Origin of the sequence: Streptomyces sp. NPDC088116 (assembly GCF_044741745.1) — a bacterium.
GTDB lineage: Bacteria > Actinomycetota > Actinomycetes > Streptomycetales > Streptomycetaceae > Streptomyces.
Map to the genome: position 1 here is coordinate 1 of NZ_JBIUTF010000005.1, position 21,530 is coordinate 21,530.

Sequence of the window (21,530 nt, forward strand, 5' to 3'; positions counted from 1 at the left end):
TGGCGTTGACTTTTGGCACGCTGTTGAGTTCTCAAGGAACGGACGCTTCCTTTGTACTCACCCTCTCGGGCTTTCCTCCGGGCGCTTCCCTTCGGCATTTCGTGTTTCAAACTCTATCAGGCTTTTTCGTTCCCCCTGACCACCGTTTCGCGGACATGCGAAAGGTAATCCGGGTTAAGGATCAAGGTTTTGATAGGTGCCGCCGACCCCCGACTCGAAGTCGCGTTGGGGTCAGGCAGGAGTACGACAGTACATGCCCCCGGCCGACACAGGCAAATCGCTTTGGCGCGGTCCTACGCCCGCCAACTGGCAGCTCTTATGCGGAACCGTCACTTCCTATGACTTACCCTTCTGAACAGCTCGTCGTCCCCTCACAGGCGGTGACGGCGGCCCTGATCTTCATTCCGCCCCCTTGGGAGGCTCCCCATGACCATCGTGACCGCCCCATTGCCCGGACGAGCCATCGGACTTGCCGCTGTTCCCGATCCGGTGTTCTCCGGCTCGATGGTGGGGCCCGGCACCGCCATCGATCCCGCACGGGAGCCTGGTGAGGTCGTCTCTCCGGTCGACGGTGTCGTGGTCTCACTGCATCCGCACGCCTTTGTCGTGGTGGACGCCGCTGGACATGGCGTACTGACGCACCTGGGCATCGACACCGTGCAGCTCAACGGCGAAGGCTTCGAGTTGCTCGTCAACAAGGGCGACACGGTCACGCGAGGACAGGCGGTCGTGCGTTGGAACCCCGCGGCCGTCGAAGAGGCCGGAAAGTCGCCGATCTGCCCGGTCGTCGCGTTGGAGGCCACGGCCGACGCTCTCTCCGGCCTTCGTGAGGACGGCGATGTGAAGAGCGGCGACCCTCTCTTCGACTGGCAGTGACACCAGCGTTGTATGTCAGGGACGGGCGCGGGGCGCTCGTCGTACATCCATCGCGGCGACCGGGTCGCCGTACAACCGGGGACGGGTGACATGGAGACAACTCTGCGAGGCGTCGGGGTCAGCCACGGAGTGGCGATCGGCGAGGTCCGGCACATGGGGACCGCGGTGCTGGAGCCGCCGGCCAAGCAGATTCAGCCGGAGGACGCCGAGCGCGAGCAGGGACGTGCGCGGCAGGCCGTCGAGGCGGTGTCGGCCGATCTGATCGCTCGCGGCAATCTGGCGGGCGGCGAAGCGCAGGCCGTGCTCGAGGCTCAGGCGATGATGGCGCAGGACCCCGAGCTGATGGCTGATGTGGACCGTCGCATCGCCGTGGGAAGCACGGCCGAGCGTGGGGTGTACGACGCGTTCGCCTCGTACCGCGCGCTGCTCGCCGGGGCCGGGGAGTATCTGGCCGGGCGGGTCGCGGACCTGGACGACGTGCGGAATCGTATCGTCGCCCGGCTGCTGGGCGTTCCGATGCCGGGAGTGCCCGACAGCGACGAGCCGTATGTACTGATCGCGCGTGATCTCGCCCCGGCGGACACGGCGTTGCTCGACCCGGCTCTGGTGCTCGGATTCGTGACCGAGGAGGGCGGGCCGACCAGCCACAGTGCGATTCTGGCGCGTGCGCTCGGAGTGCCGGCCGTGGTCGCGCTGCCGGGGGCCGGGGAGCTGGCCGAGGGCACCGTGATCGCGGTCGACGGCAGCACCGGTGAGATCTTTGTCGAGCCAACTGCCGAGAAGCGCGCGGGACTTGAGCAGGCTGCGGCCGCGCGGAAGGCCGCGCTCTCCGCCTCCAGCGGGCCCGGTGCGACCTCCGACGGTCACAAGGTGCCGCTGCTCGCCAATATCGGCGGACCCTCGGATGTGCCGGCCGCCGTGGACGCGGGCGCCGAGGGTGTCGGACTGTTCCGTACCGAATTCCTGTTCCTGGACGACAGCAAGCAGGCGCCGTCGGAGGAGAAGCAGGTCGAGGCGTACCGCGCTGTGCTCGAGGCGTTCCCCGAGGGGCGGGTGGTCGTACGGGTGCTGGACGCGGGCGCGGACAAGCCGCTGGACTTCCTGACCCCGGCCGACGAGCCGAACCCGGCGCTCGGTGTGCGTGGTCTGCGGAGTCTGCTGGACCACCCGGATGTGCTCCGCACCCAGCTGACCGCGCTGTCCAAGGCTGCCGAGGGGCTGCCCGTGTATCTCGAGGTCATGGCGCCGATGGTGGCCGACCGTACGGATGCCAGGGCGTTCGCGGACGCGTGCCGGGAGGCGGGGCTGAACGCGAAGTTCGGTGCGATGGTGGAGATTCCGTCCGCCGCGCTGCGGGCGCGCTCGATTCTCCAGGAGGTCGAGTTCCTTTCGCTGGGGACCAACGACCTGGCGCAGTACACGTTCGCGGCCGACCGGCAGGTGGGTGCGGTGTCGCGGCTCCAGGATCCGTGGCAGCCCGCGCTGCTGGATCTGGTGGCGCTGTCGGCCGAGGGTGCCAAGGCCGAGGGCAAGAGCTGTGGGGTGTGCGGTGAGGCGGCCTCCGATCCGCTGCTCGCGTGTGTGCTCACCGGGCTCGGTGTGACGTCGTTGTCGATGGGCGCTGCGTCCATTCCGTATGTGCGGTCGGCTCTGGCGAAGCACACACTGGCGCAGTGTGAGCGTGCCGCCTCCGCCGCTCGGGCGGCGGACAGCGCCGACGAGGCCAGGAAGGCCGCGCAGGCTGTGCTGTCCGGCGAGTGAGCGGGACGGCCGAGTGAACCGAAGGACCGGAATCCGTTTCTGACGCGGGTTCTTGAGGGGCTTCCCGCCGTACCGTGGCGGGAAGCCCCTCTGTCGTGGTGGCCGGTCAGTGGTGGGGGCCGGTGTCGTCCGGTCCGAGATCGAAGCCGGCGCAGTATTCGACGCCCGACTCCGGGGAGAGTGGCTCCCCGGTGTCCGCGTCGGTGCAATAGGCGCTGAAGACCTCGGCCACGGTGAGCGGGACGAGGCTGCCCCGGCGCAGCCGCCAGCCGTGCAGCCGGTCGGGGGCGTCGGGCCTGGTCGTACGGAGCACTACTCCCCCGGGGCTCTCCAGGGCGATGCCGACGGCCAGTACGCTGACGAATTCGGCGCCTTCGGAGGAGCCGAGCTGGGCGGGCTCCTCCCCGTCGGGGCGGTCGGTGTGGAGGACCGCGAGGAGTTGTTCGTCGGCCACGGGGATGCTGCAGACGAGGTGGTGGATGCCGGGGCCGGCCTCTTCGATCAGCCGCACCAGGATGCGGGAGGCCTGGTCGAAGGCAGCGCGTCCGATGTCCTGTCCGCAGTCCGCGCATTCGCCGAGATCCGCGAGCCGCGTCGTCGCGTACTCCCAGGTGGCCTTGCGGACCGCGGTGCTGATGAGCTGTGGGACAAGGTCGTCGATGGGCTGGCCGGTGTAGGCGACCGCGGCGCCGCTCCCGGGGATCCGGGCGGTGAAGCGGCCGCGGCTGGCCGCGGCGTCGGGGTCGAGCCCGGTGTCTTCGCAGTACTCCGCGAACTCCTCGGGGTCGAAGAGGGCGACGGTGGTGGGGATGCCCTGGGAGGCCAGGGTTTTCAGCAGGGCGTCGATCTGCCGGAGATAGGCGGTGTGGTCGTCGAAGGTGAAGGTGCGGTAGCGCCGCATCGCGGTGAAGTCCCGCTCGTCGGCCAACAGGCCGACGGTGCTGGGGACTTCGCGACGCAGTCTGCGCCGCGAAGTCTGCTTGGTCCGGTCGGTGTGTGCCATGACTCCCCCTGAGCACTGTCGATCATTGCTCACTCACAGTAATCGGAGGGTCTGACAACGCGGGTGCCGAAGCGGCGGCGGTCGGGTACTCGGACGGTCAGTGGCGCTCGCGGGCGAGGTTCTCGTAGAAGCGGAGCACGTCGAGGTTGTCGACGGAGCCCGCGTTGACGGCCTTGTCGAGTGCCGTGCCCTGGAGCAGGCGCTTGACCGGGACTTCGATGCGTTTGCCGGTCAAGGTGTGCGGGACGCCGGGTACTTCGATGATCTCGTCCGGGACGTGGCGCGGGGAGAGCTGCTCCCGGATCGTCCGCTTGACGCGCGAGCGCAGTGCGTCATCGAGGACTGCGCCCTCCGTGAGGTGGACGAAGAGGGGCATCCAGTAGCCGCCGTCCGGTTCCTCCAGGCCGATGACCAGCGATTCGCGGATCTCGGGGAGGCGTTCGACGGCTTCGTAGATGTCGGCGGATCCCATGCGGACGCCCTGGCGGTTCAGGGTGGAGTCGGAGCGTCCGTGGATGACGACGGAGCCGCGGCCGGTGATGGTGATCCAGTCGCCGTGGCGCCAGACTCCGGGGAACATCTCGAAGTAACTGTCGCGGTAGCGGCTGCCGTCGGGGTCGTTCCAGAAGCGGATCGGCATGGACGGCATGGGGTTGGTGACGACGAGTTCGCCGACCTCGTCGATGACGGGTCTGCCCTGGGGGTCCCAGGCCTGGAGGTCCGTGCCCAGGCAGGCCGCCTGGAGTTCTCCGACGTGGACGGGGAGTGTGGGTACGGCTCCGGCGAAGCAGCTGCACACGTCGGTGCCACCGCTGACGGAGGCGATCCAGAGGTCCTCGGCCACTTCGTCGTGGAGCCAGCGGAAGCCGCCCGGCGGGAGCGGTGAGCCGGTGGTGGCGACGCATTTCACGGCGGAGAGGTCGTGGTCGCGGCCGGGGTGCGCGCCGGCCTTGCGGCAGGCCATGACGTACGCGGCGGAGGTGCCGAAGAGTGTGGTGCGGGTCAGTTCTGCGACCGCCCACTGGGCGTCGACGGCGGGGAAGCCGGGGCTGCCGTCGTAGAGCACGATCGTGGTGCCGGTGAGCAGGCCGGAGACGAGGAAGTTCCACATCATCCAGCCGGTGGAGGTGTACCAGAAGAACCGGTCCTGGGGGCCGAGGTCGCAGTGCAGGCCGATCTGTTTGTAGTGCTCCAGGAGGATGCCGCCCTGGGACTGGACGATCGCCTTGGGCAGGCCGGTGGTGCCGGAGGAGTACAGGACCCACAGGGGGTGGTCGAACGGGACCTGTTCGAAGACGGGCACGGCGTCGCCGGCCGTGACGTCCGCCCAGTCGAGGGCGCCTTCGGGGGCCGGTGTGCCCAGGAGCGGGACATGGACGACGGCCCGGAGCGTGGGGAGTTCACGGCGGAGTTCGGCGACGGTCTCGGTGCGGTCGTGTTCCTTGCCGCCGTAGCGGTAGCCGTCGACGGTGAACAGTACGACGGGTTCGACCTGCTGGAAGCGGTCCAGGACACTGCGGGCGCCGAAGTCGGGGGCGCACGAGGTCCAGATGCCGCCGACGGCCGCGGTGGCGAGCAGCGCGGTGACGGCCTGCGGGATGTTGGGAAGATAGCCGCTGACCCGGTCTCCGGGGCGTACGCCGAGGGCGCGCAGTTGAGCGGCGAGCGCGGCGACCTGGCGGCGCAGCTCGGACCAGCTGACCGGGGTCGGTTCTTGTGTCTCGTCCACATGGAGGAGGGCCGGTTCCTGGGCGCGAGCCGGGTCCTCGGCGGTGCGCAGGGCGTGTTCCGCGTAGTTGAGGGTGGCGCCGGGGAACCACCGGGCACCGGGCATGGCGCGATCGCCCAGGACTCGTTCGTACGGGGTGGAGAACCGGACGTCGAACCAGTCGGCGACAGCGGTCCAGAAGGTCTCCAGTTCATCGACGGACCAGCGGTGCAGCGCGGCGTAGCCGCCCTCGGCCGGGGCTCCGTACCGCTCGGCCGCCCAGGCCTGGAAGCGGGTGATACGGGCGGCGGCGATCCGGTCGGCAGTCGGCTGCCAGAGGGGTGTGGGGCTTGCTGCTGCGGTCATGGGGCGGCTCCCGGGCTGACTCGGCGCTGGTGTGGGGAGCCGGCGCGTGGTGTGTGCGTCGACTCGTGTTGTGGGGTGTCGACGCGGGTGTGGAGCGTCGACACGTGGTGTGCGTCGGTCGCGTACACGCGCGTGGGTGGGCGCGGGACGCGGCTGCCACGGACGATGCCATGTGATCGTCCGTGGCACCAGGCTTCGTCCCCGCCGCCGACCTGGCCGAGATATGCCCTCGTCACGGGTGAACGGGAGTTGAACAGAGCCCCCGGAGGCCCGGCCGGATGGCAGGCTGAGCAGCATGAACGGTCGTGAACTGGTGCGCTCGGTGAAAGAGGTCGGCTCGGCACAGGGGCTCCGCGCGGTGCGGTCCGCCTGGCGCCAACGGCGTACGGATGCCAGAGCGCTGGCGGCGCGCGGCCCGGAGCGGGCCCGGGTGCCCGGCCAGGTCAGCGGCGCCGAACCGCTGCCGGGAGGCGGCACCGTACGGTTCGCGCGCGCGGAGCTGCATGTGTACGTGATGGTGGGCGGCGCCGTCTTCTGGGGCTGGGACGGCGCGGAGCCGCTCCCGTCGTACGCGATCGCCGACGGGCCTCCGGAGCCGGACCCCCGGGCCAGTCTCGAACCCGACAAGGACGGCGGCTGGCGGGTGGTGTCGGAGCGGGTGACGGTGGCGGTTTCACGCCACGGTGGTGTGGAGGTCCGGACGCCGGGCGGCGTCGTACTGCGCCGGGAGTTGCCGCCGCGCTGGTGGGAGCCGGTGGCGGGGGGTCCCGCGCGCTGGGTGCAGCGCTCGGAGGTGCCGGCGGACGCGCGGTTCTTCGGTCTGGGCGGGCGGGCTTCGGGGCCCCGGCTGCGGGACGGTACGTACCGGCTGTGGAACACCGATCCGGGCGGTCGCTTCGGGCCTGACGACGATCCGCTGTATGTGACGATGCCGGTGCAGTTGGTGGTGGCCGACGCGGGTACGCATCTGGCGTTCCACGACAGTTCCTGGGACGGCCGGGTCACGCTCCGGGAGGGCGAGGAGGGCGCGGGCTCGGGGCACGACCGGCCGGGCACCAGCGAGCTGCGGATGGACGGCGGGCCGCTGCGCTGCTGGGTGATGACCGGTACGCCGGCGCGGGTGCTGCACAGTTGGACCGCGCTGAGCGGGGCGCCGGTGCCGCCGCCATCGTGGGCGCTCGGACCGCAGCACGCGCGCTGGGGGTTCGGCAGTGAGCGGGAGGTGCGGCGGATCGTCGCCGGGTACCGGGAGCGGAATCTGCCGCTGTCCGCGATCCATCTCGACATCGACCATTACGACGCGCATCAGGTTTTCACGGTCGACCAGGAGCGTTTCCCTGATCTGCCGACGCTCGCCAAGGAGTTGCGCGCGGACGGTGTGCGGCTGGTTTCGATCGTCGATCCGGCGGTGAAGGCGGAGCGCGGGAACGCGGTGTACGAGAGCGGTCGCGTGGCGGGCACGGCCGGCGGCGGCGCGTTCGTGCGGGACTCGCGGGGACGGGAAGCGCGGGGTGTGGTCTGGCCGGGCGAGTGTGTATATCCGGACTTCACGGATCCGGCGGTGCGTGACTGGTGGGGCGGGCTGTACGAGGAGCGGCTCGCGCGGGGCTTCGCCGGGGTGTGGCACGACATGAACGAGCCGGTGTCCTTCGCGCCGTTCGGTGACGCGACGCTGCCGCGTTCGGCGCGGCACCAGCTGGAGGGGAGGGGCGGGGACCACCGTGAGGCCCACAACGTGTACGCGCTGACCATGGCGCGGGCCGGTTTCGAGGGGTTGCGGCGACTGCGGCCGGACGAACGACCTTTCCTTTTCTCCCGTTCCGGCTGGGCGGGGATGCAGCGGTACGGCGGCACCTGGTCCGGCGATGTGTCGACCGGCTGGCCGGGGCTGCGGGCGTCGCTCTCGCTGGTGCTGGGGCTGGGCCTGTGCGGTGTGCCGTATTCGGGCCCCGATGTGGGTGGCTTCGACGGGCATCCGTCGCCCGAGCTGTATCTGCGCTGGTTCCAGCTGGGGGCGTATCTGCCGCTGTTCCGTACGCACGCGGCGATCGACGCGGGCCGCAGGGAGCCGTGGGAGTTCGGACCCGATGTGCTGGAACACGCGCGGGCCGCGCTCGCGGGGCGGGAGCGGCTGCGGCCGTACTTCGTGACACTGGCTCAGCTGGCGCGGCTCACGGGGGCGCCGTATGTCCGGCCGACCTGGTGGGGAGCCACGGAGGACCGGGCGCTGCGTGACTGTGAGGACGCGTTCCTGCTCGGTGACGCGCTGCTGGTCGCGCCGGTGCTGGAGCCCGGCACGGACCGGCGGGCGGTGCGGCTGCCGCGCGGCCGGTGGTACGACACGGCCACGGAGGAGGCGTACGAGGGTCCCGGGCAGGTGCTGCTGGACGCGCCGTGGTCCCGTATCCCGGTGCTGGCGCGGGCGGGCGCGGCGTTGCCCGTACGGGGCGAGGACGGGCGGACGGAACTGGAGGTGTGGGCGCCCAGGGCCGGACAGACGGGCGGCGGTCTGGTGGTCCGCGACCCGGGCGACGGCTGGGGGGCGGCGGAGGTGGAGCGGTACATCACGCGGCTGGTGGACGGTGAGGTCCGGGTGGAGCGGGTGACGAACGGAGGGCCGGTCGAGCCGGAGTGGGCGGTACGGGTACGGGGTGCGGCGGAGGGATGAGCCCGGAGGCGGGGCTGGGGCGGCGCGCGGGGGTGTGGTCAGGCGCTGGGGCGTTTGTCGGGCGCCCTCCCGGGGCTGGGGAACTCGCTCGCCCGTCCCGGGGCTGGGGCACCCGTTCGGCCCTGCCCCCGGCCGAAGCCCGGACGGAGCGCGCGTGCCGTGCCCGTCAGACGCCGTCCCGGGTGTCGTAGCGGCCGGCGAACCAGGACCGTACCGCCTCCGTGTGCAGAGGGAACGTCAGTTCCGCCGGGGCGCGCAGCAGATGCCAGCCCTCCGTCTCGTCCGTGGGGACCGAGGGCGGCAGGTCGGCGACCGGGCGCCGCGGGAGCAGGCCGAAGAGCAGCAGGTGGCCGTCCGGCGAGCTGAGCACGTCGGCCGGCCATACGTCCTCGGCCGCCGCCCGGATGCCTGTCTCCTCCCGGAGTTCCCGTACGACCGCGTGGCGCCAGTCCTCGGTGTGGTCGACGAAACCGCCGGGCAGGGCGATGCCTCCGTACTGAGGTGCGATGGTGCGGGTGATGACGACCAGGGCGCTGCCCTCGTGGTCCGTCACCGGCAGCAGGGCGACGGCGACGGGCAGTGGGTTGCGGTAGGCGGTGGCGCCACAGGCCGTGCACGTACGGGGCCAGCCGGCCGTCTCGGGGTACGGCGTACCGCAGCTGCCGCAGTGTGAGTTGGGTACGGGCTTCTTCCTGGACACGCGCGGACTGTATCCGATCGCTATTCCCTTCGGCCCCCGGAGCTGATAAATCAAAGTGCCCATGACAAGACTCCGGACCGTGCTCCGTGTCCTGGCCGCCTCGGCCGCCGCGCTGCTCGCCCTCAGCACCACCGCGCCCGCCGCTCAGGCACGGCCCGAGCCGACGCCGCCCAGGGAATTCGTGGCCCTGCGCACGGTAGCGCCGACGATCATCCAGGAGATGCGCTACGTCACGCCGCACACTTTCATGGGCGTGGCGGTGACCGGCTACCGGCAGCCGGTCTGCATCGTCACCCGGCCCACCGCCGAGGCGCTGCGCACGGCGCAGGCGAAGCTGCTGCGGCAGGGCTACTCCCTCAAGGTGTACGACTGTTACCGCCCGCAGCGGGCCGTCGACCACTTCGTGCGGTGGGCGGAGGATCTCCAGGACGAGCGGATGAAGGCGGAGTTCTATCCGCGCGTCGACAAGTCACGGCTGTTCGCGGACGGTTACATCGCCGAGAAATCCGGACACAGCAGGGGCAGCACGGTGGATCTGACCGTGGTGAAGCTGCCGGCCTTGCCGACACGGCCGTACGTACCGGGCGAACGGCTCGCTCCCTGCTACGGCCCGAAGGCCGAACGGTTCCCCGACAACTCCGTGGACATGGGTACCGGATTCGACTGTTTCGACACGCTCGCGCACACGGACGATCCCCGTGTTCAGGGCGAGCAGCGCGCGAACCGGCAGCTCCTGAAGAGGACGCTGGCCTCGGTGGGGTTCACCAACCTGCCCGAGGAATGGTGGCACTTCACGTACAAGCCGGAGACTTTCCCGGACAGCTACTTCGACTTCCCGGTGGCCTGGCCCCGGGGCGCACGGAACTGACCTCGGTCCAGGGCATGTCCGCAAAGCAGCGCCGTCCGCCCAAAGGGCGGGGGCGACGGCGTGCCGGACCTCGCCGGCCGGGGCCGACGGGGTCCGGTGGTGCCCTACGTCCCGTTGACCGCGTGCTCGCGTGACCGCGCCGCGCGGGTCATGGCGTGTTCGACTACCGCCACCAGCACTTCCTTGACGGATTCACGCTCGCGCGCGTCGCACATCACCAGCGGGACCTCGGGGTCGAGGTCGAGCGCCGTGCGTACGGTCTCGGCCGGGAACCGGTCGGCTCCTTCGAAGCAGTTGACGGCGACGGTGAACGGGATACCTCGCCGCTCGAAGTAGTCGACGGCCGCGAAGGAGTCGGCGAGGCGCCGGGTGTCGGCCAGCACGACCGCGCCCAGGGCCCCCTGGGCCAGTTCGTCCCACAGGAACCAGAAGCGGTCCTGACCCGGGGTGCCGAAGACGTACAGGACCAGGTCCTCGCGGAGCGTGATCCGGCCGAAGTCCATGGCGACCGTGGTGGTCGTCTTTCCCTCGACGCCCTCGACATCGTCGAGGGGACGGCCGGCCTCGCTGAGCACCTCTTCGGTACGGAGCGGTTTGATCTCGCTGACCGCGCCCACCAGGGTGGTCTTGCCCACCCCGAAGCCACCGGCGACCAGAATCTTCAGCGTTACCGGATCGACCGGACGCGGCCTGCGGCTAGAGCGCCCGAAGACCATTGATCACCTCGCGGAGAATGTTCACGTCCGGCAGTTCGGCCGGCGGAACGGGACGGGTTACACGCACGATTTCGTCCTCGACGAGGTCACCGACGAGCACCCTGACCACCCCGACGGGGAGGTCGAGGCCCGAGGAGAGCTCGGCGATGGACTGGGGACTCGTATAGCAGCGATCGACGATCTCCACATGCTCGGGGGAGAGCGTCTGGTCCCGGTCCGGATCATCGGCCTCGGGTTCGCAGACGACGAGCGCGATCAGGTCGAGCCGGTGACGCGCCGCGCTGCTGGTACGGCCGCGCGTCATCGCGTACGGACGTACTACCGGTCCGGCTTCGCCGTCGAACCAGTGCTGACCCTGATCTGCGTCACTCATCTCCGCCTGCTCACCCTCTGGTGGACAGGCCGGTCCGTGGGGCGGTGCCGAGATGGACACCGACCCGCTTGACCATGAGCGTCATCTCGTAGGCGACCTGGCCGACGTCGGAGTCCGCGTCGGAGAGGACGGCCAGGCAGCTGCCGTCGCCGGCCGCCGTGACGAAGAGGAAGGCGTCGTCCAGTTCCACGACGGTCTGCCGGACCTTGCCCGCCTCGAAGTGCCGGCCCACGCCCTTGGCGAGGCTGTGGAATCCGGAGGCGACGGCCGCGAGGTGCTCGCCGTCCTCACGCGTGAGGTCCTTGGAGGTGCCGGTGGCGAGGCCGTCTCCGGAGAGGACCACCGCCTTGCGGATGCTGGCGACCCGCTCGACGAGTTCGTCGAGCAGCCAGTTGAGCTCTCCCGCGGCATTGGGATCGGTCGACGTGCGTGCTGCGGCATTCGGTGCGGTCATCGACCGTCCCCCTCCGATGTGGTTCCTTGATTCTCGCCGGGGCCGGCGGTGTCCTCGGCCTCGTTCTGCCGACGACCCCGCTGCCAGCCGCGTTGGAGCGAGGCCATGCGATCGCGTACTTTCTCCGCGTCCCGCTCGGTGTCGTGGTTCGCGGTGGGCGCCCGTTCACCGGCGGGATCCGGAACCGCGTCCTTCAACTGAGGGGCGAGGCTGGCCTGCCGGACCCGGCGGGGGAGCCCGTCGAGCAGCGGCGGAGCCTCGTCGGAAGGAGCGGACGGTGCCCGCCCCGGTATCTGACTCTGTGTTCGGCCCGATGTGCGGCCCGGTGCCGGATGCTGCGCGCGGCCTGGTTGACCCGGTATCCGGCCGGGTGTCTGGGGCGGCGCCTGATCCGATGGCTGGGCCTGCTCTGCGGACCGGCCGCGCCCCGGTCCGCCGGGCGACGGGTGGGCACCGCTCGGCTCGTCCACCCGGCGGCCGCGGTCCGCGACCAGGGTCGGGGGCTTGCGACGGGGCAACTTGGCCGGGTCGCCGGGGCGTTCGTGACCGGCGTCCGGTCCCTGGTGGTGCAGAGCGCGTACCTCCGGAACGGCACGGCCGTCGCGCCGGTCACGGAAGTCGTCCCGTACATCCCTCAGGTCACGCACATCTTGTGTGTCCCGCGCGTCTCTTGAGTCCCGTGCGTCTCGTGAGTCCCGTGGGGCCCGCGGTTCCCGTGCGTCACGGCCGTCACGACTGGTCTCACCACTGTCACGGCTGTCACGGCTGTCACGGGTGGAGTCGCGGAGGTGTTCACGGGCGCGGAACAGCCCCCCGCGTTCGCTCTCCGAGTCCTCGAGACCGGCGATACCGCCACCTGCGCCGAGCGCGGGCCCGCTCTCCCCTCCGAGGGAGCCGACCGGGGCTTCGAGCTCGACCGGCCCGTCGAGAACGGACGGGCCGCCGCTGCCGAGTCCGGTGGGGACCTGCGCCAGTGCCGTGCGCCGCCCGCCACCGCTCTCGGCTCGGCCGCGCTCGCGCTCCACCGTGCTCTTCCGGTCTAGGCGGAACCCGGTGCCCTCGGTGTCGGGGGCGTCGGTGAGCAGTGCGACGGGCAGGAAGACGATCGCGGTCGTGCCGCCGTACGGGGACGTCTGGAGCGAGACGCGGACGTTCTGCCGCTGGGCGAGCCGGCTGACGACGAACAGGCCGAGCCGGTCCGTGTCGGACAGTTCGAACTCGGGAGTCTCCGCGAGCCGCAGATTCGCGTCGAGCAGCACATCGGGAGCCATACCGAGGCCGCGGTCGTGGATCTCCAGGGTGAAGCCGTTGGCGACCCGCTCGCCGTGCACCTGCACCCCGGTGTGCGGGGGCGAGAACACCGTGGCGTTCTCCAGGAGTTCGGCGATGAGGTGGGTGAGGTCGGCTACGGCCGGGCCGCCCACTCCGATGCGCGGCAGCCTGCGGACCTCGATGCGTTCGTAGTCCTCGACCTCGGCGACGGCGGCACGCACCACGTCCATCAGCTGGACGGGCTTGCGCCACTGGCGGGAGGGCGCGGCTCCGGAGAGGATCACCAGGCCTTCGGCGTGCCGTCGCATACGGGTGGTGAGGTGGTCGAGACGGAAGAGGTCCGCGAGTTCCTCGGTGTCCTCCGTACGACGCTCCATGGTGTCGAGGAGGGTGAGCTGACGGTGGAGGAGGACCTGGTTGCGGCGGGCGAGGTTGACGAATACGTCGGAGACCCCGCGCCTCAGGTCCGCCTGTTGCACGGCCGCTTCGACGGCGGCCCGCTGAAGCGTGTTGAGCGCCTGGCCGACCTGGCCGACCTCGTCCCTCTCGTAGTCGAGCCGCGGCGCCTCGGTCTCCACGTCGACCTGCTCGCCGGCGGCCAGCCGTCGCATGACGCTGGGCAGGCGTACGCCGGAGACCTCGTGGGCCTCCTTGCGGAGCCGGGACAGGTCACGGATCAGCTCGCGGCCGACGCGTACGGAGATGATCACGGAGACGAGGAGGGCGGTGAAGCCGACCGCGGCCGCGATGGCGAGCCGGATGAACACGTCACGGCGGACCGGGTCCACATGGTCCCGGTAGAGGGCGTCGGCCTCCCTGCTCTCGCGGGTCAGGTCGGCCAGGACCGGAGCGGTCGCCTGCTGCCAGACCTTGGTGCCGAACTGCGGCTTCTCCGTGGCGCCGGCCGCGATGAGGCTGTCCTCGGTTTCGCGCAGCGCGAGCGTGGCCGGGGTGCGCCAGTACTGTTCGAGAGTGACGCGGTCCGTGAGCGGCAGGTCGGACAGGTTGGTCTCGTAGAGCATGGTGCGGTTGGCGACCAGGTCGGAGATGGCGCGGATGTCCTCCGCGGTGAACCTGCGGGCGGCCAGCGCGGAGGAGACCAGCGCGTCCTCGCGGGAGAGCATCTCCTTGGCGCGGTCCAGTCCGACCAGCGCACGGCCCCAGTTGTCCCCGTCCACGTCCTCGTGTCCGTACAGGGACGCCAGGAAGGTGTGGCTGGGGTTGACGACCTGGTTGTAGAAGTTCAGCGCCTTCTCACGGGTGACCGTGCTCTCCTCCACGGAGCGGCGCATCAAGTCCATGCCGTTCAGGACCTCGATGAGCGATTCGTAGCGCCCGGACGTAATGGAGTCCATGCGCTCACGTACGTCGGCGGTGGCGTTCTTCTTGACCTCCGCCACGGCGTCGTCGGTGTCGGCGCGCCGGCTGCGGAGTTCGGCCAGGGCGTCCGAGGCCCGGGGGTCGGACAGATATATGAGCGACTGTCGGCGCTCGCTCTGGAGGACACGGATCGTCTTCTCGACAGGGTGACCGACCTGGTTGATCACATGTCTGACATCGACGAGTTGGTCGGCCTCGCCACCGGTGATCATGGTGACGAACGCCCACAGACCGGTGAGTGCGACGAGCGGCACGAGCAGCAGCGCCACGATCTTCCGGCGGATGGATTTCCCGCGAAAGCGCATGGCCTCCCCCAGCTCGATCCCCAGCCTTGTGCGGGAGATACTTCGTCAGCAAACGGCGCGAGCCTACTACTGTCACACCGGCAACTCGAAGACACGTCCGGATGTTTTTCAGCCGTACCCTGACGCCTTGTTCACGAGTTGTCCTGGTATTCGGGGAGATGACCGCTGGCATCTCAACGTTCGAGACCAGGAAGGACGACGTGTAACCGTTCACGTCAGATGGCTGGAATCATTCGATTGTCGATCACGTCGGGAATCTTCCCGTGCGGTCATTCGTCCTTGTGTACGGGGATGAGAGAGACATGTAGGGACACGTTGGGGACACCTCGGGTGATGCGCCCCTCACGTTCGGTTCCATGGCCGGCGTGACGCGCGCGAAGCCGGGCAGTTGTCCTTATGTCGGACGGTGAGTGGGGAATGTCGGACGGTGGGTGGGGAGTGACAGTCCATGGAAACGGTTGAGCGCCGTGGCACGGCATCGACGGACGGGTTCACGGGGGTCTCGCGGAGTCTTTGGGTCGAGGAGCCGGCCACGCGCTTGCGTATGCCGGATCCGGTCCGGACGGCCGCTGTTCGAGCCGTGATCATCACGGCTGTGACGCTGATTCAGGCGATGGTCGCGTTTCTGAGCACGCTCGCGGGCTCCTGGCTCGCCTTTCCCATGGTGCTGAGCAGTGTGGCCTCCACGGTCGTGGCGACCTGGGGAGTGCTGGACGTATGGGTGACGCGCCAGGTGTGGAACCAACGCCACGGGGTGGTGTCCATGCCCAGCAGCACGGCTCGGCAGTTGCGCCGTGAGCGACGCAGGGCCCGGCGTGCGGCGAGGAGCGAGGAGCGCGACGGGGTGCGGATACGGGGCCGTGACCAGGCGATGAAGGAGACCCAGGGGTCGGGCAGGCTCAGCGAGGCCTGACGCCCCGGGGCACGCCTGGCCACGGGCTTCACCACCGATTCCCGCCCGGTACCGCCGCCTGCTACTCCGTACCGCTGCCCGCCGCTCCGTCTGCTCCGACGGGCTCCGGGGTCCTTTTGAACATCCGCGTCGCGGTGATCTCGCCGTGCACGGTCTCGCCGTCCGGGTCCTGCTGGGGCAGACCGGGGCGCAGATGCTCCTCGACGCTGATGTACTTCAGTCCGGCACGCAGGTCGGCGTCATTGCGCAGCCGGATGACCAGCGGGAATTCGGCGAGCGCGGTCGTGTCGAAGAGGCCGGTGGTGTAGAGGAGTTGCACCCCCAGGGCGTCGGAGACCGCGCGCTGGAGCTCCAGCAGGTAGGTGGCGTTGGCCCGGCCGATCGGGTTGTCGAGGAAGAGCGTGCCCGCGTGGCGGTGCTTGTCACGTCCTCGGTCGTTGCTGCGCAGGGCCGCCATGGTGCAGTAGAGCGCGATCGCGGCGGTGAGCAGCTGACCGCCGGAGAAGACGTCGCCCATCTGCCCGACCGGGACCCGCTCCGCGCGCAGTACGGCGTCGGGCTTGAGGATCTCCACGGCGATGCCCCTGGGCTGGAGCGCCGCCTCGACCCCGCGCAGCAGCAGGGACATGCCGTCCCGGCGGAGATCGGAGTTCTTCTTCAGGGCCGCGCGGGTCGCCTCGTCGACGACCTCGCCGAGCCGCTCGGTGAGCGTCGACCGGTCCGGATCCTCGAAGCGGATCCGCAGGAACTCCTGCCCGGACCACTCCCCCAGGCCCTCGGGCAGCCGGGAGAGCCGCTGCGCCGAACGGAGCGTCGTCAGCGCGGATTCCACCAGCCCGCGCAGCCGGTCGACGATGGAGTCGCGGTTGCGCTCCAACTGCGCCAACTCGTCCGTCAGCACCCGCAGCCGGGGCGCGAAGGCCTGCTCCCATGACGCCGCGTGCTCGGGCAGCGCGGACGCGGGCAGTTCACGGATCTGCTGGCGGGCGGGGGTGCGCACCTGCTCGTAGCGGGTGGAGTTGGCGTGCCGTACGAGAACGTCACCGGCTTCCCGTACGGCGGCTTCCGCCGCGGACAGTTCGGAGGAACAGGCGCGCAGCGAACGGCGGGCCTCGGCCGTGGACTGCCGTGCCTCTTCCAGGGAGCCGGGGTACGGCTCCGGGGCCTGCGGTGCCTCGTCGTCCCCGCTGTCCTCCGCGGCGGCGCCGCGCAACAGGTCGCGCAGGAGGGCGGCCGTCTCGTCGAAGCCGCCCGCCCCGTCCTCGGAGGCGCGGTGCGCGTGGAGCAGCTCGCCGTGCGCGCCCCGCGCGGTCTCCAACGCGTCGGTCCGGACGGCCAGTTCGGTGGTGGCGGTACGGAGCAGGGTCTGCGCCTGCTCCGCGTCGGCGGGGACCAGTTCCTCGGGGAGTTCGGTGTGCGCGCCGCCGTCCTCGGGGGCCAGCCGCTCGGCCTCGCCGCGGTACCTGCCGAGTTGCTCGCTGGCGGCCGAGGCGCGGGACTCCAGCATCTGGACGAGCGACTCGGCGCGGGCCGCCGCCGCCTGCCTCGACGGGCCGTCGGCGCCGTCCGTCGATTCGAGGAGCTGGGCGGCGCGCGTGCGGACCTTGTTGGTGAGCCGGTCCAGCTCGGCGAGGGCCGCGCTCTCGTCGCTCTCCGCGCGGGCCTGCTCGGCCCGCAGGTCGGCGCCGACGCCCACCTTCTCGTACAGCTGGGAGGCGGCGCGGTAGGCCTCGCGCAGTGCGGGCAGCGCGGCGCGCGGAGCGTCCGGGTCGAGCGTAGGGATGTTCTCCGGCGCACCGGCGATCTCAGCGCGCTCGGCCCGCAGCGCGCGGGCGGTGCGGCGGGCGTCGTCGGCGGCGCGCTGGGCTGCCCTTCGATCCTCGTCGGCGGCGCGGGCCCGCTCCAGGCAGGCGGTCGCCCGCGCCTCGGACTCGGCCGCGTCGTCGGCCAGTTCGCGGAGTGTGGCCTGCCAGCCGGAGCGCTCACGGAGCCGGAACGCGAGACCGGCCAGGGCGTCGGCGACCCGGCGGGCACGCTGGGCCGCTTCCTGCCGTTCGTCGCGGACACGGGCGGTGTCGGCTGCGGCCTCGTCCGCCTCGGCCCGTGCTGTACGGGCCTCGGTGAGCGTCGCCTCGGCCGCCTCGGCGCTCTCCCTGGCCGTCGTGGCCGCCACGGCCAGTTCCGTGAGCATGCCGGGCGGGCAGTCGGCGCGCCAGGAGCCGAGCCGGGCGGCGAGCGAACGGTCCCCGGCGAGCCGCGCCGCGAGTACCCGGATCTCCTCGTCGCGGGCGGCCGCGCGGGTGCGCAGCGCCTGCCGCTCCTCGTCGGCGGCGTGTTCGTCGTGCATGGCCGGGTTCGGCGGTACGAGGAACACCCCGCTGTCGTCCGCGCCGTTCGCGCCGGCGCTCGGGACGGGCGCCAGCAGAGCGGCGGACGTGCCCACGGCCACCGTGGAGCGCGGCAACAGGGCGGCGCCGGCGAGGACTTCGCGGGCACGGGCGTGCGATGCGGGGTCGGTGATCACGACGCCGTCGACCAGTTCGGGCCGGGCGGCCAGCACCGCGGCATGGTCGGCGGGGTCGACGGCCTGCGCCAGATAGCGCCAGCCGGGGAGGGCGGGGATACCGTGCTCGCCGAGATACTCGACGGTGGCCAGGACATCGGGGCCCGGCGGCAGCAGCCCGCCGTCGCCGAGCGCGCCGAGGATGCGGGAGTCGTCCGCCGCGGCGGTACGCAGGTCGAACAGCTGCCGTTCCGCGGAGGAGATGCCCTGGTCGAGCAGCTCGCGCAGTTCGTCGGCGCACCGGTCGAGCTCCTCGGGGCTCAGCGGCCCCGCCGGCGCCGACTGGTCCGGGCGCCGGTCCCCCGGCCCGTTCTCACGCACGGCGTCGCCCGCGTTCTCGCCCGAGCCGTCGCGGGGTGCGGGGACCACGGCCAGAGCGGCCACCGCGGTGGGCAGGCTCAGCAGTTCGGCGAGCCGCTCGTCCCCGGCGATCGATTCAGCGGCGCGGCGCTCCGCGTCGTACGCGTGCTCGGCCGCCTGCGCCGCGTCGGCGGCGCGCGCGGCGGCGAGTTCGGCGCGCGACTCCGCCGAGGCCGTCTCCCTGGCCCGCTCGGCCGCCGTGGTCGCCGCCTCGCGCGCCGTGTCCCAGCCCGCGACGGCGGACTTCTCCGCGTCGCTCGCGGCAAGCGCGGCACGGGCCGGGTCCGCGTCGGGCGCGGTGTCGTCGAGCCAGCCGGCCCGGACCGCCTCGGCCGTCTCCTGCTCGACCTCGGCCAGGCGCTGGCGCAGATGCCCGGCCTCACTGCGGGCGCGCTGGGTCTCGGTGGCGGCGGACGTCGCGTCGCGGTGTGCCGCCTCGCCGGTCTCCTGGAGGACCGCGGAGCGCTCCTCCTCCTCGTTCGCCACGCGCTCCCCGTCCTCCGCGGCGGCGTGCAGCGCCCGTACGAGGTCGGCGGCTGCGGTGGCCCGCGCGGCCAGGGCGGGCGCGGCGTCACGCTCGGCCTCCCGGATCGCGACGGCCACCCGCGCGGAGCGGTCGGCGGCGGCGCGGTGGCGCAGAACGGCTTCGGCGGCCTGCCAGGCGGAGTGGAGCGTACGGGCGTCGGTCAGCTCACGGCGCTGGGCGGCGGCGCGCTTCTCCGCCGCGGACAGGGCCAGAGAGGCGTGCCGGTAGGCCAGTTCGGAGGCGATCAGCGAGCTGTGGCCGCGTGCCTGCTCGGCCGAGGTCACGGTGTGCGCGGCCGCGGTGACCTGCTGGGCGAGGTCCGCGGCCCGCTCCCGCTCGTCGGCCGCGCGGGCCGTGAGCCGGCGTACGAGCGTACGGGCCCGGCGCTCGGCGCCCGCGTGGACATCGCGGGCACGGGCGCGGGTGTCGGCGGCTTCGACGATCCGGCCGAGCAGTTCGACGGAACCGGCCGTGAAGTCGCGCTCGGCGGTGAGTTCGGCACGACGGCCCAGCTTGTTGCCGAAACCTCCGACGAGGTCCGCGAGGCCGTCCGTGTCCCGCGTGTCGGTGACTGCGCGCAGCAGGAGATCGGTGAAGTCGGAGTCCTTCTTGACCGCGAAGAGGCCGGCCGCCTCACCCTCGTCGGCGTTCATCTCCCGCTGGTAGCGGAAGAGTTCGGGGTCCAGGCCCAGGTCGCCGAGGTGTTCGTTCCAGCGGTCGTGGATCTCCTCCCAGTGGATGTCGAGATGCGGATAGACCTTGCCCGCCTCGGTGATGGCGTCCCGGAAGCCCTTCATCGTGCGACGTCGGCCCCGCGCGCCCGACGCCCCCTCGACGGGTGCCCGTACCGCGGTCGACTCGGCGACCGGCAGGGAGTCGAGGCTGAGCCCGGGGCCCGGCCGGAAGGAGTACCAGGCCTCGGCGAACTTCCTCGGGTCGTTGGACACCTGGCGGCCGCGCCACTCGCTCGCCTTGCCGACCACGACGAGTTCACCGGTCTGCGTGTGCTGCCACTCCAGGGCCACATGGCCGCAGTCGTCGGCGAGCAGGAACTTGCGCAGCACTCCGGAGCTGGCGCCGCCGAGCGTATTGCGGTGTCCGGGCAGCATCACCGAGAAGATCAGCTTGAGCAGGACGGACTTGCCGCCGCCGTTCTCCAGGAAGAGCACGCCGGCGGGGGCCGGGCGGCGCGGCGGGCCCACCGGCTCCTCCTCGAAGAACTCCGCCTGGGTGGGCGCGGGGTGGGGCACGGGTGCGCCTACCCCGCGCAGGTCGAGCACGGTGTCGGCGTAGCGCGCACCGGCGGGGCCGATGGAGTAGAGGCGGACCCGGGACAGCTCGTACATGGCGGCGGACTCTCGTTGTGGTGCGGACCGGTGGGGCCGGTGGGGCCGGTGGAGCCGGTTGGATCAGTCGGGTTGGGGTTGAGGGGTGGGGTGGGGTGGGGGTGAGGGTTCGTTTCGGAACCGGTTTCGGTCGGGCCCGGTTTGAGTTCGGTTCGGGATCCGGATGCGGTACGTCCGCGATCAGGCGTGGAAAGGCAGGCCCGCGTCGGCCGCCAGCTCCAGGTCGTCACCGTCCGGTGGTGGCAGCAGGGTGGCCGAGCCGTCGCTCACCGGCACAACGCCCAGCTCCAGCAGCTCGGCCATGGCCGCGTGGCCCGCCATGTCGCGGACCTGGAGTTGGTAGCGGGCGGTGGTGCGATAGGCCCCTCCGGCATCGTCGCCGGTGCGCTGGAGGAAGCCGGAGTCGGTGAGGAACACGACGGCCTTGCCGACGATGCCGGTGGTGGAACCGGCCAGCCTGCGGGCGTCCTTGGTGGCTCCGGTGGCACTGCGCCGAGCGTAGATCCGCCAAGCTGCTTCGAGGCCGGGCGCTTCGGTCGACGGGTCGGTGTTGTCGCCCTGCTCCTCGGCGCGCTCCTCCAGCCTCCGGCAGGCCTGCCGTACGAACGCGTCGACGCCGTTGACCGTGATCCGGCCGATGTATCCGTCGTCCGCGAGGTCGGCCGGCCGGGGGAACGCCATCGCCGCGACGGCCAGGTGGGCCAGTCCGTGCAGGAAGCGGTCGGCCGACTCGGGGGCGGCGCGACGGGCGTAGTCGCCCATCCGGACCGCGAACAGCGAGTCCTCGTCCGCCGTCACGGCCATGCCGGCGCGGGGGGAGACCTCCAGGACGATCAGGCCGAAGCCGGTGGCGACGGCGTCGGCGATACGCGCGAAGGCGGGGTCTTCGCGGTAGCGCCGGAGCAGCTCGGTGTACTCGGAGTCCCGCGCGGGGAGCAGCTTCGGCTGGAGCCCGAAGGAGACGAGCCGGGCGGCGTCGGCGGCGTCGGCGGGGCTGACACCGCCGCCGCTCGCCGGGGCGGCGGTGTCGGCCGCGTCCGCGCTGCCGGTCTCGGCCCACGCGGCGGTGTGCTCGGCGTGGTGGTCACTCACGGGTGTGGCTCCTTGCTGCGGTGTCGCCGTGCGGCGGGCGGGGCGGTGCGGGTTGGGGTGCGGGGCGGTGCGGGTGCCGTAGGCGGTGCGGGTGTGGTGGGCGGTGCGGGTGTGGTGGGTGCCGCGGGGGGTGCGGGGGCCGGGGCCTCCGGAGGCGCATGTCCGGACTGCATGATCTACGCCGCGTGCGGGTTGGTTTTCGGGTGCGGGTTGTCGTGCGGCACACATCACGCTTCACGTCCGGACACGTCACCTCCCGCGACCCCGACCCCCTCCCGTC

14 protein-coding genes are annotated in these 21,530 nt (G+C 71.5%); 5 read left to right on the forward strand and 9 right to left on the reverse strand.

Annotated elements, in window-relative coordinates; translation table 11 throughout:
* Positions 1 to 426 precede the first annotated feature (426 nt).
* On the forward strand, positions 427 to 876 hold the full coding sequence (locus tag ACIOJD_RS20600) for a PTS glucose transporter subunit IIA (protein WP_401915595.1): 450 nt from the start codon (positions 427 to 429) through the stop codon (positions 874 to 876).
* 90 nt (positions 877 to 966) lie between these two features.
* Entirely contained in the window at positions 967 to 2,637 is a 1,671-nt protein-coding gene (gene ptsP / locus ACIOJD_RS20605; RefSeq protein ID WP_401915597.1) for a phosphoenolpyruvate--protein phosphotransferase, read from the forward strand.
* A 106-nt stretch (positions 2,638 to 2,743) separates the two neighbouring features.
* Here ptsP and ACIOJD_RS20610 read toward each other — a convergent pair whose 3' ends face one another.
* Together ACIOJD_RS20610 and ACIOJD_RS20615 are read right to left on the reverse strand one after the other, a co-directional pair.
* Complete coding sequence (locus tag ACIOJD_RS20610; protein WP_401915600.1) at positions 2,744 to 3,640, reverse strand: hypothetical protein; 897 nt, start codon at positions 3,638 to 3,640, stop codon at positions 2,744 to 2,746.
* 97 nt (positions 3,641 to 3,737) lie between these two features.
* Positions 3,738 to 5,714 carry an acetoacetate--CoA ligase gene (locus ACIOJD_RS20615; protein ID WP_401915602.1) on the reverse strand — a complete coding sequence of 659 codons (1,977 nt, stop codon included), beginning with the start codon at positions 5,712 to 5,714 and terminating at the stop codon, positions 3,738 to 3,740.
* A gap of 295 nt (positions 5,715 to 6,009) precedes the next feature.
* Here ACIOJD_RS20615 and ACIOJD_RS20620 point away from each other — a divergent pair, with 295 nt between their 5' ends.
* Positions 6,010 to 8,382: a TIM-barrel domain-containing protein gene (locus ACIOJD_RS20620; RefSeq protein ID WP_401915605.1), complete on the forward strand. Its 2,373-nt coding sequence runs from the start codon at positions 6,010 to 6,012 to the stop codon at positions 8,380 to 8,382.
* Between the two features lie 166 nt (positions 8,383 to 8,548).
* Here the strand turns inward: ACIOJD_RS20620 and ACIOJD_RS20625 are convergent, their stop codons facing one another.
* A complete protein-coding gene (locus ACIOJD_RS20625) occupies positions 8,549 to 9,082 on the reverse strand; it encodes an NUDIX domain-containing protein (protein WP_401915607.1) in 534 nt (177 codons plus the stop codon).
* Between the two features lie 61 nt (positions 9,083 to 9,143).
* Here ACIOJD_RS20625 and ACIOJD_RS20630 point away from each other — a divergent pair, with 61 nt between their 5' ends.
* The gene (locus ACIOJD_RS20630; protein WP_401915609.1) at positions 9,144 to 9,950 is read left to right on the forward strand and encodes a M15 family metallopeptidase; all 807 of its coding nucleotides are present in this window, start codon (positions 9,144 to 9,146) and stop codon (positions 9,948 to 9,950) included.
* 104 nt (positions 9,951 to 10,054) lie between these two features.
* Here the strand turns inward: ACIOJD_RS20630 and ACIOJD_RS20635 are convergent, their stop codons facing one another.
* The 4 genes from ACIOJD_RS20635 to ACIOJD_RS20650 are packed head-to-tail and all read right to left on the reverse strand — an operon-like array spanning position 10,055 to position 14,450.
* Entirely contained in the window at positions 10,055 to 10,666 is a 612-nt protein-coding gene (locus ACIOJD_RS20635) for a GTP-binding protein (protein WP_401915611.1), read from the reverse strand.
* Positions 10,647 to 11,039 carry a DUF742 domain-containing protein gene (locus tag ACIOJD_RS20640; RefSeq protein ID WP_401915613.1) on the reverse strand — a complete coding sequence of 131 codons (393 nt, stop codon included), beginning with the start codon at positions 11,037 to 11,039 and terminating at the stop codon, positions 10,647 to 10,649. Before ACIOJD_RS20640 ends, ACIOJD_RS20635 begins: the two co-directional genes overlap by 20 nt.
* A 10-nt stretch (positions 11,040 to 11,049) precedes the next feature.
* Positions 11,050 to 11,493 carry a roadblock/LC7 domain-containing protein gene (locus tag ACIOJD_RS20645; RefSeq protein WP_401915616.1) on the reverse strand — a complete coding sequence of 148 codons (444 nt, stop codon included), beginning with the start codon at positions 11,491 to 11,493 and terminating at the stop codon, positions 11,050 to 11,052.
* A complete protein-coding gene (locus tag ACIOJD_RS20650; protein WP_401915618.1) occupies positions 11,490 to 14,450 on the reverse strand; it encodes a nitrate- and nitrite sensing domain-containing protein in 2,961 nt (986 codons plus the stop codon). The genes ACIOJD_RS20645 and ACIOJD_RS20650 overlap by 4 nt, the downstream gene beginning before the upstream one ends.
* Before the next feature lie 595 nt (positions 14,451 to 15,045).
* Between ACIOJD_RS20650 and ACIOJD_RS20655 the strand changes: the two genes are divergently transcribed.
* Positions 15,046 to 15,363 (forward strand): hypothetical protein, encoded by a 318-nt coding sequence (locus ACIOJD_RS20655; protein WP_401915620.1) that lies wholly within the window; start codon positions 15,046 to 15,048, stop codon positions 15,361 to 15,363.
* Between the two features lie 61 nt (positions 15,364 to 15,424).
* On the opposite strand, the gene ACIOJD_RS20660 is transcribed toward ACIOJD_RS20655, so the two are convergent.
* Together ACIOJD_RS20660 and ACIOJD_RS20665 are read right to left on the reverse strand one after the other, a co-directional pair.
* Positions 15,425 to 20,158 (reverse strand): hypothetical protein, encoded by a 4,734-nt coding sequence (locus tag ACIOJD_RS20660; protein WP_401915623.1) that lies wholly within the window; start codon positions 20,156 to 20,158, stop codon positions 15,425 to 15,427.
* A gap of 180 nt (positions 20,159 to 20,338) precedes the next feature.
* A complete protein-coding gene (locus ACIOJD_RS20665; RefSeq protein ID WP_401915625.1) occupies positions 20,339 to 21,250 on the reverse strand; it encodes a hypothetical protein in 912 nt (303 codons plus the stop codon).
* Positions 21,251 to 21,530 lie beyond the last annotated feature (280 nt).

Bases quoted from the DNA above. Each gene is read 5' to 3' on its own strand.
- ACIOJD_RS20635 (WP_401915611.1), bottom strand. From the start codon at position 10,666: ATGGTCTTCGGGCGCTCTAGCCGCAGGCCGCGTCCGGTCGATCCGGTA.
- ACIOJD_RS20645 (WP_401915616.1), bottom strand. From the start codon at position 11,493: ATGACCGCACCGAATGCCGCAGCACGCACGTCGACCGATCCCAATGCC.
- ACIOJD_RS20615 (WP_401915602.1), bottom strand. From the start codon at position 5,714: ATGACCGCAGCAGCAAGCCCCACACCCCTCTGGCAGCCGACTGCCGAC.
- ACIOJD_RS20660 (WP_401915623.1), bottom strand. From the start codon at position 20,158: ATGTACGAGCTGTCCCGGGTCCGCCTCTACTCCATCGGCCCCGCCGGT.
- ACIOJD_RS20630 (WP_401915609.1), top strand. From the start codon at position 9,144: ATGACAAGACTCCGGACCGTGCTCCGTGTCCTGGCCGCCTCGGCCGCC.
- ACIOJD_RS20640 (WP_401915613.1), bottom strand. From the start codon at position 11,039: ATGAGTGACGCAGATCAGGGTCAGCACTGGTTCGACGGCGAAGCCGGA.
- ACIOJD_RS20600 (WP_401915595.1), top strand. From the start codon at position 427: ATGACCATCGTGACCGCCCCATTGCCCGGACGAGCCATCGGACTTGCC.
- ACIOJD_RS20620 (WP_401915605.1), top strand. From the start codon at position 6,010: ATGAACGGTCGTGAACTGGTGCGCTCGGTGAAAGAGGTCGGCTCGGCA.
- ptsP (WP_401915597.1), top strand. From the start codon at position 967: ATGGAGACAACTCTGCGAGGCGTCGGGGTCAGCCACGGAGTGGCGATC.
- ACIOJD_RS20610 (WP_401915600.1), bottom strand. From the start codon at position 3,640: ATGGCACACACCGACCGGACCAAGCAGACTTCGCGGCGCAGACTGCGT.
- ACIOJD_RS20650 (WP_401915618.1), bottom strand. From the start codon at position 14,450: ATGCGCTTTCGCGGGAAATCCATCCGCCGGAAGATCGTGGCGCTGCTG.